The 15,716-nt window shown below is 70.5% G+C and carries 14 protein-coding genes and 2 tRNA genes; 5 read left to right on the top strand and 11 right to left on the bottom strand.

Annotation, left to right across the window (positions count from 1 at the left end; translation table 11 throughout):
• Positions 1-8: 8 nt before the first annotated feature.
• Positions 9-1,406, top strand: coding sequence for an alpha/beta fold hydrolase (locus ACFPLC_RS14415; protein WP_378191903.1), 1,398 nt, complete (start codon positions 9-11; stop codon positions 1,404-1,406).
• On the opposite strand, the gene ACFPLC_RS14410 is transcribed toward ACFPLC_RS14415, so the two are convergent.
• Entirely contained in the window at positions 1,384-2,589 is a 1,206-nt protein-coding gene (locus ACFPLC_RS14410) for a cytochrome P450 (RefSeq protein ID WP_378191901.1), read from the bottom strand. The two genes, ACFPLC_RS14415 and ACFPLC_RS14410, sit on opposite strands and share 23 nt — an antisense overlap.
• Positions 2,590-2,687: 98 nt before the next feature.
• Between ACFPLC_RS14410 and ACFPLC_RS14405 the strand changes: the two genes are divergently transcribed.
• Positions 2,688-5,786, top strand: coding sequence for a BTAD domain-containing putative transcriptional regulator (locus ACFPLC_RS14405; RefSeq protein ID WP_378191899.1), 3,099 nt, complete (start codon positions 2,688-2,690; stop codon positions 5,784-5,786).
• Here ACFPLC_RS14405 and ACFPLC_RS14400 read toward each other — a convergent pair.
• From ACFPLC_RS14400 to ACFPLC_RS14375, 6 genes are all read right to left on the bottom strand, one after another.
• On the bottom strand, positions 5,770-6,513 hold the full coding sequence (locus ACFPLC_RS14400; protein ID WP_378191897.1) for an ABC transporter permease: 744 nt from the start codon (positions 6,511-6,513) through the stop codon (positions 5,770-5,772). The genes ACFPLC_RS14405 and ACFPLC_RS14400 overlap by 17 nt on opposite strands.
• On the bottom strand, positions 6,510-7,442 hold the full coding sequence (locus tag ACFPLC_RS14395) for an ATP-binding cassette domain-containing protein (RefSeq protein ID WP_378191895.1): 933 nt from the start codon (positions 7,440-7,442) through the stop codon (positions 6,510-6,512). The genes ACFPLC_RS14400 and ACFPLC_RS14395 overlap by 4 nt, the downstream gene beginning before the upstream one ends.
• Positions 7,443-7,513: 71 nt before the next feature.
• Positions 7,514-7,672, bottom strand: coding sequence for a hypothetical protein (locus tag ACFPLC_RS14390; RefSeq protein WP_378191893.1), 159 nt, complete (start codon positions 7,670-7,672; stop codon positions 7,514-7,516).
• A gap of 73 nt (positions 7,673-7,745) precedes the next feature.
• Positions 7,746-7,871, bottom strand: a complete 126-nt coding sequence (locus ACFPLC_RS14385) for a hypothetical protein (RefSeq protein ID WP_378235828.1) — start codon at positions 7,869-7,871, stop codon at positions 7,746-7,748.
• An 86-nt stretch (positions 7,872-7,957) separates the two neighbouring features.
• Positions 7,958-8,030, bottom strand: a tRNA-Ala gene (locus ACFPLC_RS14380).
• Between the two features lie 28 nt (positions 8,031-8,058).
• Positions 8,059-8,226 carry a DLW-39 family protein gene (locus ACFPLC_RS14375; RefSeq protein ID WP_378191891.1) on the bottom strand — a complete coding sequence of 56 codons (168 nt, stop codon included), beginning with the start codon at positions 8,224-8,226 and terminating at the stop codon, positions 8,059-8,061.
• Positions 8,227-8,636: 410 nt separating this feature from the next.
• Here ACFPLC_RS14375 and ACFPLC_RS14370 point away from each other — a divergent pair, with 410 nt between their 5' ends.
• The gene (locus ACFPLC_RS14370; protein ID WP_378191889.1) at positions 8,637-9,782 is read left to right on the top strand and encodes an oxygenase MpaB family protein; all 1,146 of its coding nucleotides are present in this window, start codon (positions 8,637-8,639) and stop codon (positions 9,780-9,782) included.
• A gap of 11 nt (positions 9,783-9,793) precedes the next feature.
• Here the strand turns inward: ACFPLC_RS14370 and ACFPLC_RS14365 are convergent, their stop codons facing one another.
• Complete coding sequence (locus tag ACFPLC_RS14365) at positions 9,794-10,378, bottom strand: VOC family protein (RefSeq protein WP_378191887.1); 585 nt, start codon at positions 10,376-10,378, stop codon at positions 9,794-9,796.
• Between the two features lie 132 nt (positions 10,379-10,510).
• On the opposite strand from ACFPLC_RS14365, the gene ACFPLC_RS14360 reads away from it, so the two are divergent.
• Together ACFPLC_RS14360 and ACFPLC_RS14355 are read left to right on the top strand one after the other, a co-directional pair.
• Positions 10,511-11,308, top strand: a complete 798-nt coding sequence (locus tag ACFPLC_RS14360; protein ID WP_378191885.1) for an SDR family oxidoreductase — start codon at positions 10,511-10,513, stop codon at positions 11,306-11,308.
• Between the two features lie 40 nt (positions 11,309-11,348).
• The gene (locus tag ACFPLC_RS14355; protein ID WP_378191883.1) at positions 11,349-12,224 is read left to right on the top strand and encodes an MmyB family transcriptional regulator; all 876 of its coding nucleotides are present in this window, start codon (positions 11,349-11,351) and stop codon (positions 12,222-12,224) included.
• Positions 12,225-12,291: 67 nt separating this feature from the next.
• Here the strand turns inward: ACFPLC_RS14355 and ACFPLC_RS14350 are convergent.
• The 3 genes from ACFPLC_RS14350 to gyrA all read right to left on the bottom strand — a co-directional run bounded on the left by ACFPLC_RS14350 (position 12,292) and on the right by gyrA (position 15,667).
• Positions 12,292-12,365, bottom strand: a tRNA-Ile gene (locus tag ACFPLC_RS14350).
• Positions 12,366-12,414: 49 nt separating this feature from the next.
• Positions 12,415-13,077 carry a DUF3566 domain-containing protein gene (locus tag ACFPLC_RS14345; RefSeq protein WP_191308568.1) on the bottom strand — a complete coding sequence of 221 codons (663 nt, stop codon included), beginning with the start codon at positions 13,075-13,077 and terminating at the stop codon, positions 12,415-12,417.
• 52 nt (positions 13,078-13,129) lie between these two features.
• Positions 13,130-15,667 carry a DNA gyrase subunit A gene (gene gyrA, locus ACFPLC_RS14340; RefSeq protein WP_378191881.1) on the bottom strand — a complete coding sequence of 846 codons (2,538 nt, stop codon included), beginning with the start codon at positions 15,665-15,667 and terminating at the stop codon, positions 13,130-13,132.
• Between the last annotated feature and the right edge of the window lie 49 nt (positions 15,668-15,716).

Below are 15,716 nucleotides of genomic sequence, written 5' to 3'. Positions count from 1 at the left end.
ATGCAGGCATGCGCTCGAAGATGCTGACCGCCGGGCTGGTCCTGGCGCTGACCGCCGCACTCGGGGGTGCGGCCCCGGCCGACGCGCGTCCTGGGGGACGACCGGAGCTGGCGGATCCGCACCCGTGCCCGGGACAGCCGGGCTTCACTTGCTCGACCCTGACCGTCCCGCTCGACCACACCGGCCGCGTGCCGGGCACGCTCGACCTTCCCGTGGCGACCGCCGACAACGTCAACGCGCCCAAGGGCGTGCTGCTGTTCCTCACCGGTGGCCCGGGCCAGGGCGGCGTCGGGACGATCACGCGGATCGCCAGGCAGCGGCTGCCGGAAGTCGCGCAGGACTACCGGATCGTCATGCTCGACCAGCGCGGCACCGGGCCGTCGGGCGCGCTGCGGTGCCCCGGTCTGCAGGCGGAGATGGGCAGTTCGGACATCGCGACGCCGTCGGCGGGCGCGGTGCAGGAGTGCGCGCGCATCCTCGGCGACACGGCCCCGCTGTACTCGACCGACCAGAGCGTGGCGGACTTCGACCAGCTCCGGCAGGCCCTCGGCGTGCCGAAGCTGGTCGTCGACGGCGTCTCGTACGGCTCGTTCACGGCGGCGCGGTACGCGATCGCCCACCCGCACCACGTCAGCAAGGTGATCCTCGATTCGGTGCTGCCGCACCACGCTTCCGCGTCGGCGTCGCTGTACCTGACGGGCATGACGGCCGAGGCACGCGTGCTGCGCGCGGCGTGCGCGGTGGCCCCGGCCTGCGGCTACGACCCGGCCGAGGACCTGGCGTGGGTGGTCCGCCACCGCGGCACCGCGGACGGCGTGCGGATCTTCGACACGGTGGTGTCGTACGAATTCGCCGATCCCTCGTACCGGAGCCCGGCGGCGGGCGACATCATCGGCGCCCTGCACGAAGCCCGCACCGGCGCCCCGGCGCGCTTGGACGGCCTCCTGGAGGCCTACCAGTCCGGCGGCGACGACCCGGCCTCGTTCAGCGCCGGCCTGCACGCGGCCACGCTGTGCGCGGACGGGCGGTTCCCGTGGGGCTCCGCGGCCACCCCGCTCGCGCTCCGCCGTCCGCTGCTGTCGCTGGCCGCCCACGTGCTCCCGGAGTCGGCGACCTGGCCGTACACGACCGGCGTGGCCACGCAGCAGGGCTTCATCCAGAGCTGCCTGCCGTGGCCGGCGGAACACCCGGCGGCCAATCCGGCCGGGCCGTTGCCGGACGTCCCGGTCCTGCTGCTCAACGGCGACCGCGACCTCTCGACGCCGCTGGAGTGGGCGCGCGAGGAAGCGGCCCGGGCCCCGCGCGGCGAGCTGGTGATCGTGCCGGGCGAGTCGCACTCGATCCAGAACCGCGAGCGCGGCCACGCGGGGAGGGACGCGGTGCTCAGCTTCCTGCGGTCCACGTGACCGGCAGCTCGTGAACGCCGTAGATGTTCATGTCCGTGCGCAGCTTCACCTCCTCGGCCGGCACCGCGAGCGCCAGTGTCGGGAACCGGCGCAGCAGCCCACCGAAGCCGGCGCGCATCTCGATGCGGGCCAGCTGCTGGCCGAGGCACTGGTGGACGCCGTGGCCGAAGGACAGGAGCCCGCGGGCGTTGCGGCGGATGTCCAGCGTGTCGGGGTTTTCGAAGCGCCGGGGGTCGTGGTTGGCGGCGAGCAGCGAGACCACGACCGTCGAGCCCTTCGTGATCGTCTCGCCGCCGAGCTCGAGGTCCTCCGTGGCGTAGCGGAAGAAGATGTCGGCCACCGACAGGTAGCGCAGCATCTCCTCCACGGCCCCGGGCAGCAGGTCCGCGTCGGCGGCCAGCTCGGCGCGCTGGCCGGGGTGCTCCAGCAGCGCGAACGTGCCCAGCGACAGCATGTTGGCCGTCGTCTCGTGGCCGGCGAGCAGCAGCAGGAACGCCGCGCCGGTCAGCTCCTCGACGGTCAGGTCGTCGTGGCGGGCCAGGTCGGACAGGATGTCCTCGCCGGGCTCGGCGCGCTTGCTCGTGACCAGTTCGGACAGGTAGGTGTTCAGCGCGATGTACGCGCCCATCTTCTCCTCGAGGGTCTGCTCCCGGACCATGAACTGGGCCGAGTTCGCCTGGAAGGTGTCCCGGTCCGCGTAGGGCACGCCGAGCAGCTCGCAGATGACCAGCGACGGCACCGGGAGCGCGAACTCCTTGACCAGGTCGACCGGCGGGGCCAGCCGTGCGAGGTGGTCGAGCTGCCGCTCGACGACGTCGGCGATGTGCTCCTCCAGCTGCTTCATCCGCTTGACGGTGAAGGCGCCGGTGAGCTTGCGGCGCAGCCTGCTGTGCTCCGGCGGGTCCATCGCGATGAACATGCCCGGCATCGGCGGCGACGGCTCGGTGGCGGCGGGCATGCCCGTCTCGTACGGCACGTGGATGACGTCGAGGTCCAGCCGGGAGCTGAACCGCGTGTCGGCCATCATCTGCCGGACCTCTTCGTAGCCGGTGACGAGCCAGCCTTCGTGCCCGTCGGGGAACACCAGCGGGCTGACCGGACGAGTGTCGCGCAGCCGGGTGAGCGCGCTCGGCGGGTCGAAGGGTCCCGCGTCGCGGTCCATGGGGAGTCCGTGCTGGCTCATCGGCTGTCCTTTCGTGGGTGTGCCGACGACGATCGCCGAGTGGCCTGACACGGGCCTGACACGCCTCGGACACCATCGCCCGTGGCAAGATCGGCCGGGTGCAGATCGGGATCCTGGGGCCCTTCGAAGTGCGCACGGACGACGGCGCGCTCGCCGAGGTGCCGGGCGCCCGCCTGCGCGGGCTGCTGGTCGCCCTCGCGCTCGAACCGGGTCAGGTCGTCCCGAAAGCCACGCTCGTCGACTGGATCTGGGGTGAGCAGCCGCCCGCCGAGGCACCGAACGCCTTGCAGCGCCTGGTTTCCCGGCTGCGCAAGGCGCTGCCCGAAGGTTCGGTCGACGGACGGCCGACCGGCTACCGGCTGGTGGTGGCGCCCGACGACGTCGACGCCGTGCGGTTCGAACGCCTCGTCGGCCGGGCCCGTCAGGAAGCCGACCCGCACCGGCTGCGGGAGGCCCTCGCGCTCTGGCGCGGTCCGGCCATGCAGGACGTCGAACTGCCGGAGAGCGCGGCGTTCGAGGCGGCGGTCACCCGGCTCGAAGGGCTGCGCCTGGCCGCCTTGGAGGACCGGTTCGACGCGGAGGTCCGGCTCGGCGGCGGTGCGGAGCTGGTCACCGAGCTGACCGACCTGGTCGCCGCGCACCCGATGCGCGAACGGCTCGTCGCCGCGTTGATGCGTGCCCTCGTCGCGACCGGCCGCGACACCGAGGCGCTGCTGGCCTACGAGCGCACCCGGGAAACCCTGGCTGACTCCCTCGGCGTCGACCCGTCGCCGGAACTGTCCGAAGTGCACGTCGCGCTGCTGCGTGGCGAGCTGGGACGGCGGCAGGAGAGCCCGAAGACGAACCTGCGGGCCGAGCTGACCAGCTACGTCGGCAAGGACGCCGATATCACCGCCGTCCGCGAGCTCGTCGCCGAACACCGGCTCACCACCCTGATCGGGCCGGGCGGTTCGGGGAAGACCCGGCAGGCCACGGAAACCGCGCGCACGCTGCTCGGCGACCTGCCGGACGGCGCGTGGCTGGTCGAACTGGCGGCGATCGGCCCGGGCGACGACGTCGCCCAGGCGACGCTCGGCGCGCTCAAGCTGCGGGACTCGCTCGTCGGCGAGGCACCGGACGCCGAGCCGACCGACCGGGTCATCGCCGCCCTGCGCGAGCGTTCGATGCTGCTCATCCTCGACAACTGCGAGCACGTCATCGAAGCCGCGGCGGCCTTCGCGCACCGGGTGCTCGGGGAGTGCCGACGGCTGCGGATCCTCGCGACGAGCCGGGAACCGCTCGGCATCACCGGCGAGGCGCTGTGGCAGGTCGCGCCCCTGGTCCTGCCGCCGGAAAACGCCGATCCCGCCGAAATCGAGGCCGCCCCGGCCGTCCGGCTGCTGCGGGACCGGGCCGGCGCGGTGCGCAAGGACCTCACGGTGGACGTCCGCACGCTGGCCCGCGTCTGCCGGGCGCTGGACGGGATGCCGCTGGCCATCGAGCTCGCCGCCGCCCGCCTGCGCACGATGTCGCTCGACCAGCTCGCACACCGGCTCGACGACCGGTTCCGCCTGCTGACCGGCGGCAGCCGGACCGCGCTCCCCCGGCACCGGACACTGCGCGCGGTGATCGACTGGAGCTGGGAGCTGCTCTCCGACGCCGAACGCGTCGTGCTGCGCCGGCTTTCGGTGTTCTCCGGCGGGGCGAGCCTGGAAGCGGCCGAGCGGGTCTGCGGGGACCACGACGTCCTGGAGCTGCTGACCGCGTTGACCGAGAAGTCGCTGGTCGTGGTGGTCGGCGAGCGCTATCGCATGCTCGGCACGATCAAGGAGTACGCCGAACAGCGGCTCGCGGAGGCGGGCGAGACGGACGTCGCCCGGCGCGCCCACCTCGCGTACTTCACCGAACTCGCCGAGACGGCGGAGCCGCACCTGCGCCGCGCCGAGCAGCTCGAATGGCTCGCCACGCTCGAGGCCGAGCACGAGAACATCACCGCGGCGATGCGCGGAGCTCTCGCGGCGGGCGAAGCAGCCGAAGCCATGCGGCTCGCGGCGACCGCCGGCTGGTACTGGTGGCTCGCGGGGCACCGGACGGAGGGCAACGAGCTGGTCATGGCGGCCACGGCCGTGCCCGGCGAGGTGCCGGACGAGATCCGCGGCCTGGTCTACACGTTCGTCGTCCAGTTCGTGACGTCCGGGCAGCAGAGCGACGAGTACCGCGCGGAGGAGTGGATCCGCAAGGCGTACGACGTCAGCCTGAAGGTCGAGAACCCACCGGTGACGTTGCGGTTCGCCGCCGCGCTGGAGCGCCTGCTGCACGGACCGGACGCGGCGCTGACGGCGTTCGAACCGCTGCTCGCCGACGAAGACCCGTGGGTGCGCGCGGTGGCCCGGCTGCAGCTGGGCAAGATGCGCGTCCAGTTCGGACACGGTGACCGGGAGACGGACGCGCTGCTCGAGACGGCGGTCGCCGAGTTCCGCGCGCTCGGCGAGCGGTGGGGCACGTCGTTCGCCCTGACCGAGCTGGCGGACCGCATCACCGTCCGCGGTGAGTTCGCGCAAGCGTGCGAGTACTACGAGCAGGCCATCGACGTGGTGACCGAGGTCGGCGCCATCGAGGACGTCGTGCGGATGCGGTCACGGCAGGCGCAGCTGTACTGGCTGCTCGGCGACGAAAAGGCGAGCGCCACCGCGCTGGCCGAGGCCCAGCGGTGCGCGGAGGGGGTGGCCTGGCCGAACGCGCAGGCCGAGCTCGCCCTGGCCAAGGCGGAACTCGCGCGCTGGCGCGGCGACACCGTCGAGGCGCGCCGCCAGCTCGACGTGGCGACGAAGATGCTGGGCGAAGACGCCGAGCGGGCCATCGTCCGCGCGGTGGCCCAGGAGCTGCTCGGTTACCTCGCCGAGGACGTCGGCGAATCCCGGGTGCACTGGGCGGCGGCCTTCGAAGCGGCGACCGAGACGGGACACCCGCTGACGGTCGCGCGAGTCCTCGTCGGCCTCGCGGACCTGGCCCTGCGCACCGGCCAGGACGAGCAGGCCGCGCGGCTGCTGGGGGCGGGCGCGGGGGTCCGCGGCCTGCCGGACCGGTCGCACCCGGACGCGGCGCGGATCGAGGAGACCGCACGACGTCGCCTCGGTGACGAGGGGTTCACCGAGGCGACGCGGGAAGGGGCGGCGGCGAGCTGGCCGGAGCTGGCCGCGGTCACGCTCGCTTCTTGAAGGTGGCCGAGGCCCACAGGTAGCCGACGACGGCGATCCCGGCGCACCAGCCGAGCGCGGCGAGCAGGGTGCCGGTGGCCGGCGTCCCGTTGAGCAGTCCACGCAGGGTTTCGATGATCGGCGTGAACGGCTGGTACTCCGCGAACTGCTTGAGGCCCGGACCCATCTTGTCGGCCGGCACGATCGCGCTGCTGAAGAACGGCAGCATGACCAGCGGCACCGAGGCCAGGCCCGCCGTTTCCGGGGTTTTCGCCGCCAGGCCCAGCGCGATCGTGAGCCAGCCGGTCGCGAACCCGAGCAGCACGACGACGCCGAGCGCGCCGAGCCAGTCGAGGAACCCCGCCGCCGGACTGAAGCCGAGCAGGAAGGCGACGCCGAGGAGGGCCGCGATGGCGACCAGGTTGGTCAGCACGCTGGCGACGACGTGCCCGGTCAGCACCGCGCCGCGGGAGACGTCCATGACCTTGAACCGGTTGATGATGCCCTTGGTCATGTCGGAGTTCACCGCGGTCGCGGTGGCTCCCAGCCCGTAGCAGACGGCCAGCAGCATCAGCCCTGGCGTCGCGTAGTCGACGTAATCCACGCCGACGCTGAAGGCGTCTCCGAACATGTAGACGAACATCAGCATGACCACGACCGGCATCAGGATCGCGTTGAACACCGACATCGGGTTGCGGGCGATGTGCTTGAAGTTGCGGCGCAGCATCACCATCGAGTGGGACTTCATTTCGCGGGAACCTCCGTGGCGGGGCCCGTCAGGGCGAGGAAGACGTCGTCGAGATCGGGCGTGTGGACGGAGAGCTCTTCGGCGCTGAGCGCGTATTCGTCGAGTCTGTCCAAAAGGGAGCGAAGCGACTTCGTGCCGCCATCGCTGGGGATGCGCAGGGCCATGGCCTCGTCGTCCCGCGCAGCGTCGGTGAGGATCCGCGCGGCCGCGTCGAGCTCGGCCGCGGTGGTGAACCGGAGCCGGACGTGGGTGCCGGGGATCCGGCGCTTCAGTTCGCCGGCGGTGCCCTGGGCGACGAGCCGGCCCTGGTCGAGCACGGCGATCCGGTCGGCGAGCTGATCGGCCTCTTCGAGGTACTGGGTGGTGAGGAAGATGGTGACGCCGTCGGCGACGAGGTCGCGGATGATCGACCACATGGTGCGCCGGCTGCGCGGGTCGAGCCCGGTCGTCGGCTCGTCGAGGAAGATGATCCGCGGGCGGCCGACGAGCGTCATGGCGAGGTCGAGCTTCCGCCGCATCCCGCCGGAGTAGGTCGACGCGGGTTTGTGCGCCGCCTCGGTGAGATCGAAGCGCTCGAGGAGTTCGGCAACGGCCTGTTTCGTGGCGCCCCGCGTGAGGTCGACCATCAGCTGCAGGTTTTCCTGCCCGGTGAGCAGCTCGTCGACGGCGGCGAACTGCCCGGTGACGCCGATGGCGGCCCGCACGGCCTTGGGCTCGGTGGCCACGTCGTGCCCGGCGACGCGGACACTGCCGCCGTCGGCCTTGACCAGCGTGGTGAGGACGTTGACGGTGGTGGTCTTGCCGGCGCCGTTCGGGCCGAGCAGAGCGAAGATGGTGCCCGCTTCGACTTCGAGGTCGACGCCGTCGAGGACGGTTTTGTCTTGGTAGGCCTTCCGCAGTCCGGAGGCCGTGATCGCCAGGTCGGTCATGGGAACCACTGTCGGAGAGCGGCCTGACACCGACCTGACACGAACCTGACCCGAGCCGGCCGTTGTCCGCCTCAATCGCGACAGCGCCGCCGCCAGTACGCCCACGTGACGGCGCCCAGCAGCGGAGCCCACAGCAGCACCGGCACGTAGCAGGCGACGAGCAGGGCCCCGGCCGCGGCGGGCACTATCGCGGCGTACGGCGCGACCCGACGGCCACCGAGCAAGGGCACCCATCGGGCGACCCGCCCGCCCCACGGCCGGACAGCCCCAAGGTGAGCAGGGCGAGGCCTTCGGAGACCAGGCTCAGGCTGACGATGTAGACGATTTCGCCAAACCCGAGAGGAGCCCGAGGTCGGCCCCGGCGGCGAGGAACAACCGCCAGATCCCGGACGGCAGCGTGACCAGCGGAACGGCGTGAGCGGCGAGCACCGCCCACCGCGGCGGCCGCCGGATACGACCAAGGCCAGGTCAGCGGTGTTTCCGCCGGCCTGGCCTTGGTCACGTTCCTCGGGTTGTGGAGCTGAGGGGAATCGAACCCCTGACCCCCGCCTTGCAAAGGCGGTGCTCTACCAATTGAGCTACAGCCCCGGGTCGCGGGCGTGGCCCGCGGTGAAGATCAGTTGTGGGAAGCGCCGGCCGGCTTGGCCGGGGTGGTGCTGTTGGTGGAGGGCACCGGCGCGGTCGCCTCGCGCCAGAGGTCGGCTTCGGCCTTGGCCGCCTTGTTGCGCTTGACGACGAACAGGACGCCGCCCGCGATGACGGCGAGTGCCAGCAGCTTCTTCACCGAAGACCCCTTCTCAGCTTGCTTCCCTTACCGGCGATGTTACTGCACGGGACCGGGGCGGTGTCGGGCACTCGTGGTTCCACGTGGAACCACTGGTAACGCACGTCACATCCACCGGGAAATATCGGACCGGGCGGTCCCGTTGTACAGACTGGTCGGTGTGCCCACCGTGTCCCCCGGGCCGCACCCATCGCCTTCGCGGAGTTCCGTCCGGCTGGAGCCGCGTTGCGCCACTCGCCGAGAGGCGACCGTGCGGCGCGCCGACCGTGATCGCTCAGCCCTGCCGGACTTCTCTTCCCGGCAGGGCTGACCTGTATCACGCTGCGTGACCCAGGAATTCAGTCCGTCGTGAAGCCCGCCTCCCCGAACAGCGCTAGCGCCGGGTCGGCGATCCGGCTGAGGCTGAACGCGTGCCACAGGAGCAGATGCAGTCCGCCGTCGAAGCGCTGAAGTACCAAGGTGATCCGCTCGCCGACGCGGTGATCGCCGACCTGGTATCCGGCGGAACGACCCAGGCGGTCAACGAGGTGCTGGCCCACTTCCGCGACAACGACCAGCCGATCCCCGAAGACCTGCCCGAAACGGTGCACCGTTACCTCGTGGCGACGGACGCCCCACCGGACTGGGCCGACCTCGACCGCGTCGCGAGCGCGTACGAGTTCTTCGTCGACGACGGGGTCCACGTCGCCTCGGTGCTGTCGTTCGGCGCGATGGTCAACTGCTACGCCCAGCCGAGGCCGTCACGCGTGCTGTCGCTGACGCACCGGCTCAACCAGCCCCACCGCCGGCTGTCGGAAACGGCGCAGTTCGTGCTGCACCTGATGGGCCGCAACCCGTTCGGCTCCGGCGGCAACTTCGTCCCGACGATCCAGAAAACGCGGCTGATCCACGCCGCCGTGCGGTACTTCATCACCCGATCCGGCGAGTGGGACGTCGAGGCGGACGGCGTGCCGTTGTGCCAGCAGGACATGCTCGGTGCGTTGCTCATCTTCTCGGTCCAGGTCATCGACGGAATGCGCCGCATCGGCATCGCCGTCACCGACCGCGAAGCCGAGGACTACTACTACGTGTGGCGGGTGACCGGCGCCCTGCTGGGCATCCCGGCCGACGCCATGCCCGAGACCCTCGCCGAGGCCCAGGCGCTCAACGCCCGGCTCGTCGAGGCGAGTTACGGCCCGTCCGCCGAGGGGATCGAGCTCACCCGCAACCTGCTGAGCCTGTACAAGGACCTGGTGCCGGGCAAGGCGTTCGACGGCGTGGTCGCCGCCATGGTCCGCCAGGTGGTCACCCCGGAGGTCGCGGACTGGCTCGAGGTACCGCACTCACGCGCCTGGGCCCGCACGGTGGGCACGGGCGTGCGGGTGATGCGCCTGCTCGAGCGTTCGGAGGACCGCAGCCGAGTGGCGACGGCCGTGCTCGACAAGGCAGGCAGTCTCCTGCTGGGCGGAAGCGTCCGGACGCTGACCAACGGACAGCCGACGACGCTGACCATCCCGTCGGACCTGCGGGAAAAGTGGCTCGCGGCCGGAGTGTGCCCGGTAGCCGCTCGAGGCTGATCCCCGGACGCTCACTGCTCAGCACCGTTGATCCGTTCGATGAGCTCGTCGCGGTACTCCCGCGCCGCCTGGAACTCCGGTTCGTCGCCGGTCGCCCGCTTGAGCGCGCCTTCGAGGATCTTCAGCCCCTGGCGTTCGTCACCGCGCGCGTCCGCCTGCCTCGCGGCGTTCTCCAGGGCTTTGGCGAGCTTGGTCTGCGCCTCGGGTGCCGTGGTGGCCTGGTGGATCCGGATCCAGTTGCCGCCCGGATCGACGACGGTGAACCCGGTGTACCGGTCGTTGCGCAGCCGCGGCCGAGTCATCCGCGGGATGCCGGAGACGAGCAGTTTTCCGTGCACAGAACGCATTCCCGCCGCGAAGGCCTCGAACAGCTCGCCGGTGTCCGCCACGATGACCAGGCACGTGCTGTACGACTGCGCCGGGTCGTAGCCGTCCATCCCGAAGAAGTGCAGGTTGATGTCTTCCCGCCGCAGGGCGACGTGCGGGTTCGGCCGCGTCTGCCGGTAGGTGATCTCGAAGCCGAGCATCTCGTAGAACGACGCGATTTCGTCGATGGAAGGACAAGGCAGGAGCGGAATGGTCAGTTCGTTCGCCATGGCCCGAAGCTAAGCCCGAACCTGCCGAAACGACACCGAGGTATTTGCTCGCGCGAACGCCGTGGGAGGCTCTCCCAGTACCTGGATCACCAGGATCTCCCCGACGTCCGGGATCCCTGTCACGGTCTTCGAATGTCGGAAAACCAGTTCACCACGCACGCGGACCTGTTCGATTTGAGGGGGAAGTCCGCCCTCGTCACCGGCGGCACCAGGGGCATCGGGATGATGATCGCGCGCGGCCTGCTGCAGGCGGGCGCCCGCGTCGTCATCAGCTCCCGCCAGGCGGACGTGCGCGCCGAGGCGCAGCAGCTGCTCTCCGAATTCGGTGACGTGCAAGCAATCCCCGCCGACCTGTCCCGGCACGACGAGTGCCGGCGCCTCGCCGATCTCGTCGAGGGCGAAGGCCTGGACATCCTCGTCAACAACGCGGGAGCGATGTGGCGCGAGCCGCTGGAGACGTTTCCGGACGAGGCCTGGGACACCGTGCTCGACGTCAACCTCAAGTCGCCGTTCTGGCTGGTGCAGGCGCTGCTCCCGGCCCTTCGCCGGGCGGGCACCGCCGATGATCCCGCCCGGGTCATCAACATCGGCAGCATCGCCGCCATCCACGTCGCCGAGTCGCCCAACTATTCGTACGCCAGCAGCAAAGCCGCGCTCCACCAGCTGACCAGGGTGCTGGCCAGGGAACTGGGCCCGCAGCACGTGACGGTGAACGCGGTGGCGCCCGGACCGTTCCCGTCGCACATGATGGCGGCCACGCTCGACGCCGTCGGTGACCAGATCGCGGCGAAGGCACCGCTGCGCCGCCTCGGCCGCGACGACGACATGGCCGGCGTCGCCGTGTTCCTCGCCAGCCGGGCCGCGGCCTACCTGACGGGCACGATCATCCCGGTCGACGGCGGCATCGCCACGACCGCGTCAGGAACGTAGGTGCGACGCTTCGCCGGCGGACGGGAACTACGGTGACGAGGTGGCCACGATCGATCTGCGCACCGAGATCAAGGAATTCCTGACCTCCCGCCGCGCGCGGATCACCCCCGAGCGAGCCGGCCTCCCCGCCTACGGCGGCAACCGCCGGGTCAAAGGCCTGCGTCGCGAAGAAGTAGCGCTGCTGGCAGGGGTTTCGGTCGATTACTACGTACGCATGGAGCGCGGCAGCCTCGCCGGCACGTCCGACGGAGTGCTCGACGCGTTGGCCGCGGCGTTGCAACTTGACGAGGCCGAGCGCGACCACCTTTTCCACCTGGCCCGGCAGTCCAGGGCGCCCGGCGGCGGTCCACGCCGCCGGCGCCCCGCCGCGACGGTGCGTCCGGCGCTCCAGCAGGTGCTCGACGCCATCACCGAGGCGCCGGCGTGGATTTGCAGCAGCCGTTACGACGTCCTGGCCACGAATCACCTGGCCCGAGCACTGTATTCCCCGGTACTGGCCGACCCCCGCCGACCGGCGAACATCGCCCGGTTCGTGTACCTGGATTCCGAAGCGGCAGAAGCGTTCTTCGTCGATTACGACCGAATCGCCGTCGATGTGGCCGCGAAACTCCGCATGGAAGCCGGCCGCAATCCGTACGACGAGGACCTGATCGCCCTGGTCGGCGAGCTGTCGACCCGCAGCGAACTGTTCCGGCAGCGATGGGCGTCCCGGGACGTCCGGCTCCACCGCTCCGGCCGTAAGCGCATGCACCACCCGGTAGTGGGCAGGCTCGACCTGGACGTCGAGTCACTGGAGCTGCCGTCCGAACCGGGCATGCACTTGACCATCTACACGGCACCAGCCGGCACGGCGACCGCGGACGGCCTGGCGCTGCTGGCGTCGTGGGCCGCCAGCCAGGAGAAGCTGGTGCGGTGACGTCTGATGGCCACTTGGGTCACGCAAAAGCCCGGCTCGCGAGACGCGAACCGGGCTTTGAGCTGCGTGGGCCTACCAGGACTTGAACCTGGGACCTCTTCGTTATCAGCGAAGCGCTCTAACCGCCTGAGCTATAGGCCCTTGAACGAGGAGAACTTTACAGGACCCCCGAAGGGGCCCTGCAACCGGGTCACTCGCGTTCGGACAAGGTGACCTCGAGGCCGCCGGCCAGGTCGGCTGAGACGTTGTAGATGAACGCGCTCACCGTGGCCAGGGCCGAGACCAGGACGATGTTGATCGCGCCCAGGATGGCCGCGATGCCGAACACGCGGCCCGCGCTGATCAGGGGTTCGGCCGAGGCGTTGGCTCCCTCGCCGCCGACCAGGGAGGAATACGTTCCGTTCAGCTTGTCCCAGACGCCCATTCCGTCCAGGACCGTGTACAGGACGCCGACCGCCACGAGCCAGACGAAGAACATCGCCACGCCCAGTACCAGGGACAGCTTGAGCACCGACCACGGGTCGAAGCGCTTGACCTGCAGGGACGCCCGACGGGGGCCGCGGCCCGGGCGGCGCAGCGCGCTCGGGCGAGCTCGCTGCGCCGATGCCGGGGGGACCTCGGCGCCCGTGGGAGGCGTGTCCCCGCCGCCGCCGAAGAGGCGGGGGGCTGCGCTGCCCGTCACCACCGGGCGTTCGGGGGTGGCGGGCTGCGACGGTTCGGCGGGGGCCGGGGACTCGTCCGTGGCCAGCTTGACCGTCGCTTCGGCGTCGCCTTCCTTGTCGACCCGCTGCCAGGGCGGGCTGGCCGGCGTTCCGTTCGAACCCGCTGCCTCGGGATTCTCGGTCGGTGTCACGAAGAGTCAGTCCTTACCCGTGCCGTGGGGCGCTGTCCGTAGTTGTGAGAACTTACTGCTCCGACGGCGCCGTCGTCTCGTCAGCTGCTTCCGGCGCTTCGGGAGCGTCACCATTGGCGACGTCCGAGGGCTCGTCCGCGTTGCGTGCGACGGCCAGAAGAGTGGTGCCTTCGCCGAGATTCATCAGCCGGACCCCCTTCGTCTGCCGTCCTGCCTTGCGGACGTCGCCCGCCGGCGTGCGGATCACGCCGCCGCTCGAGGTGATCGCGTACAGCTCGTCCTCGGCGTCGACGATGAGCGCACCCACCAGCCTGCCACGTTTGCGGTCGTGCTGAATGGTGAGCACACCCTTGCCGCCGCGGCCCTGGACCGGGTAGTCCTCGATCGCCGTGCGCTTGGCGTAGCCGCCGTCGGTCGCCACCAGGAGGAACTTGCCCTCCTTGACCACGCTGATGCCGAGCAGCTCGTCGCCGTCGTTGAAGCGCATGCCCATGACGCCGGACGTCGGGCGGCCCATCGGCCGCAGCGCCTCGTCCGTCGCGTGGAAGCGGATGGACTGGCCTTCCGCCGACACCAGCAGCAGGTCGTCCTCGGCCGCCGCCAGCACCGCGCCGACCAGCTCGTCGCCTTCGCGCAGGTTGATCGCGATGAGGCCGCCGGACCGGTTGGAGTCGAAGTCGGTGAGCTTGGTCTTCTTCACCAGGCCACGCTTGGTCGCGAGCACCAAGTACGGCGCGACCTCGTAGTTCTTGATCTCGATGACCTGGGCGATCTGCTCGTCCGGCTGGAACGCCATCAGGTTCGCCACGTGCTGGCCGCGCGCGTTGCGGTTGGCCTCGGGCAGCTCGTACGCCTTGGTCCGGTAGACGCGGCCCTTGTTCGTGAAGAACAGGATCCAGTCGTGGGTCGAGCAGACGAAGAAGTGCTGGACGATGTCGTCCTGCTTCAGCGTCGCGCCCTGCACGCCCTTGCCGCCGCGCTTCTGCGACCGGTACAGATCCGTTTTCGTCCGCTTGGCGTACCCCGTGCGGGTGATGGTGACGACGACGTCCTCGACCGCGATGAGCTCTTCGTCCGTGACGTCGCCGCCGAAGCCGACGATCTGGGTGCGCCGGTCGTCGCCGTACTTCTCGACGATCGCCATCAGCTCGTCGCGGATCAGCGCGCGCTGCCGCTCCGGCTTCTCGAGGATGTCCTTCAGGTCGGCGATCTCGAGCTCGATCTCGGCCAGCTGGTCGATGATCCGCTGGCGCTCCAGGGCGGCGAGGCGCCGCAGCTGCATGTCGAGGATCGCGGTGGCCTGGATCTCGTCGACGTCCAGCAGCTCCATCAGGGCCGGCCGGGCTTCGTCCGCCGAGGGCGACCGCCGGATGAGGGCGATGACCTCGTCGAGCATGTCGAGCGCCTTGACGTACCCACGCAGGATGTGGGCCCGCTCTTCGGCCTTCTTCAGGCGGAACCTGGTCCGCCGGACGATGACCTCGACCTGGTGCTTCACGTAGTGGCGGATGATCTGGTCGAGCCGCAGCGTGCGCGGCACGCCGTCGACCAGCGCCAGCATGTTGACGCCGAAGTTCTGCTGCAGCTGGGTGTGCTTGAACAGGTTGTTCAGCACGACCTTCGCGACCGCGTCCCGCTTGATCGTGACGACGATCCGCATGCCCGAGCGGCTGTTGGACTCGTCGGCGATGTCGGAGATGCCGGTGAGCTTGCCGTCGCGGACCAGGTTCGCGATGTTCTCGACCAGGTTGTCCGGGTTGACCTGGTAGGGCAGCTCGGACACGACCAGGATCGTGCGGCCCTTCGCGTCCTCCTCGACCTCGACGACCGCGCGCATGCGGATCGAGCCGCGGCCGGTGCGGTAGGCGTCCTCGATGCCGGACGTGCCGAGGATCATCGCCTTGGTCGGGAAGTCCGGGCCCTTGATCCGCACCAGCAGCGCGGCCAGCAGCTCGTCGTCGGTCGCGTCCGGGTTCTCCAGCGCCCAGACGACGCCCTCGGAGACCTCGCGCAGGTTGTGCGGCGGGATGTTGGTCGCCATCCCGACCGCGATCCCGGAACCGCCGTTGACCAGCAGGTTCGGGAACCGCGCCGGCAGGACGTCGGGCTCCTGCGTGCGGCCGTCGTAGTTGTCGGAGAAGTCGACGGTGTCTTCTTCGATGTCGGCCAGCATCTGCATGGCCAGCGGCGCGAGCCGGGACTCGGTGTACCGCATGGCGGCCGCGGGGTCGTTGCCCGACGAGCCGAAGTTGCCCTGGCCGTCGATCAGCGGGTAGCGCAGCGACCACGGCTGGGCGAGCCGGACCAGCGCGTCGTAGATCGCCGAGTCGCCGTGCGGGTGGTAGTTGCCCATGACGTCGCCGACGACACGGGAGCACTTGTTGTACCCGCGGTCCGGCCGGAAGCCGGAGTCGAACATCGAGTACAGGATGCGGCGGGCGACCGGCTTGAGGCCGTCGCGCACGTCCGGCAGCGCCCGCGACACGATCACGCTCATCGCGTAGTCGATGTAGGAGCGCTGCATCTCCTGCTGGATGTCGACCGGTTCGATCCGGTCGTTCTCCGGAGCCGGCGGCAGGGTTTCCGTCATGAGGTCCTTCTCGGGTGCGGGTGGTCCAGGCGGGACAAGAGCGGGGGAC

Source organism: Amycolatopsis plumensis (genome assembly GCF_042652605.1).
GTDB lineage: Bacteria > Actinomycetota > Actinomycetes > Mycobacteriales > Pseudonocardiaceae > Amycolatopsis > Amycolatopsis plumensis.
Note: the sequence above shows the minus strand (reverse complement) of the source record. Positions and strands in the feature narration are given on the sequence as shown.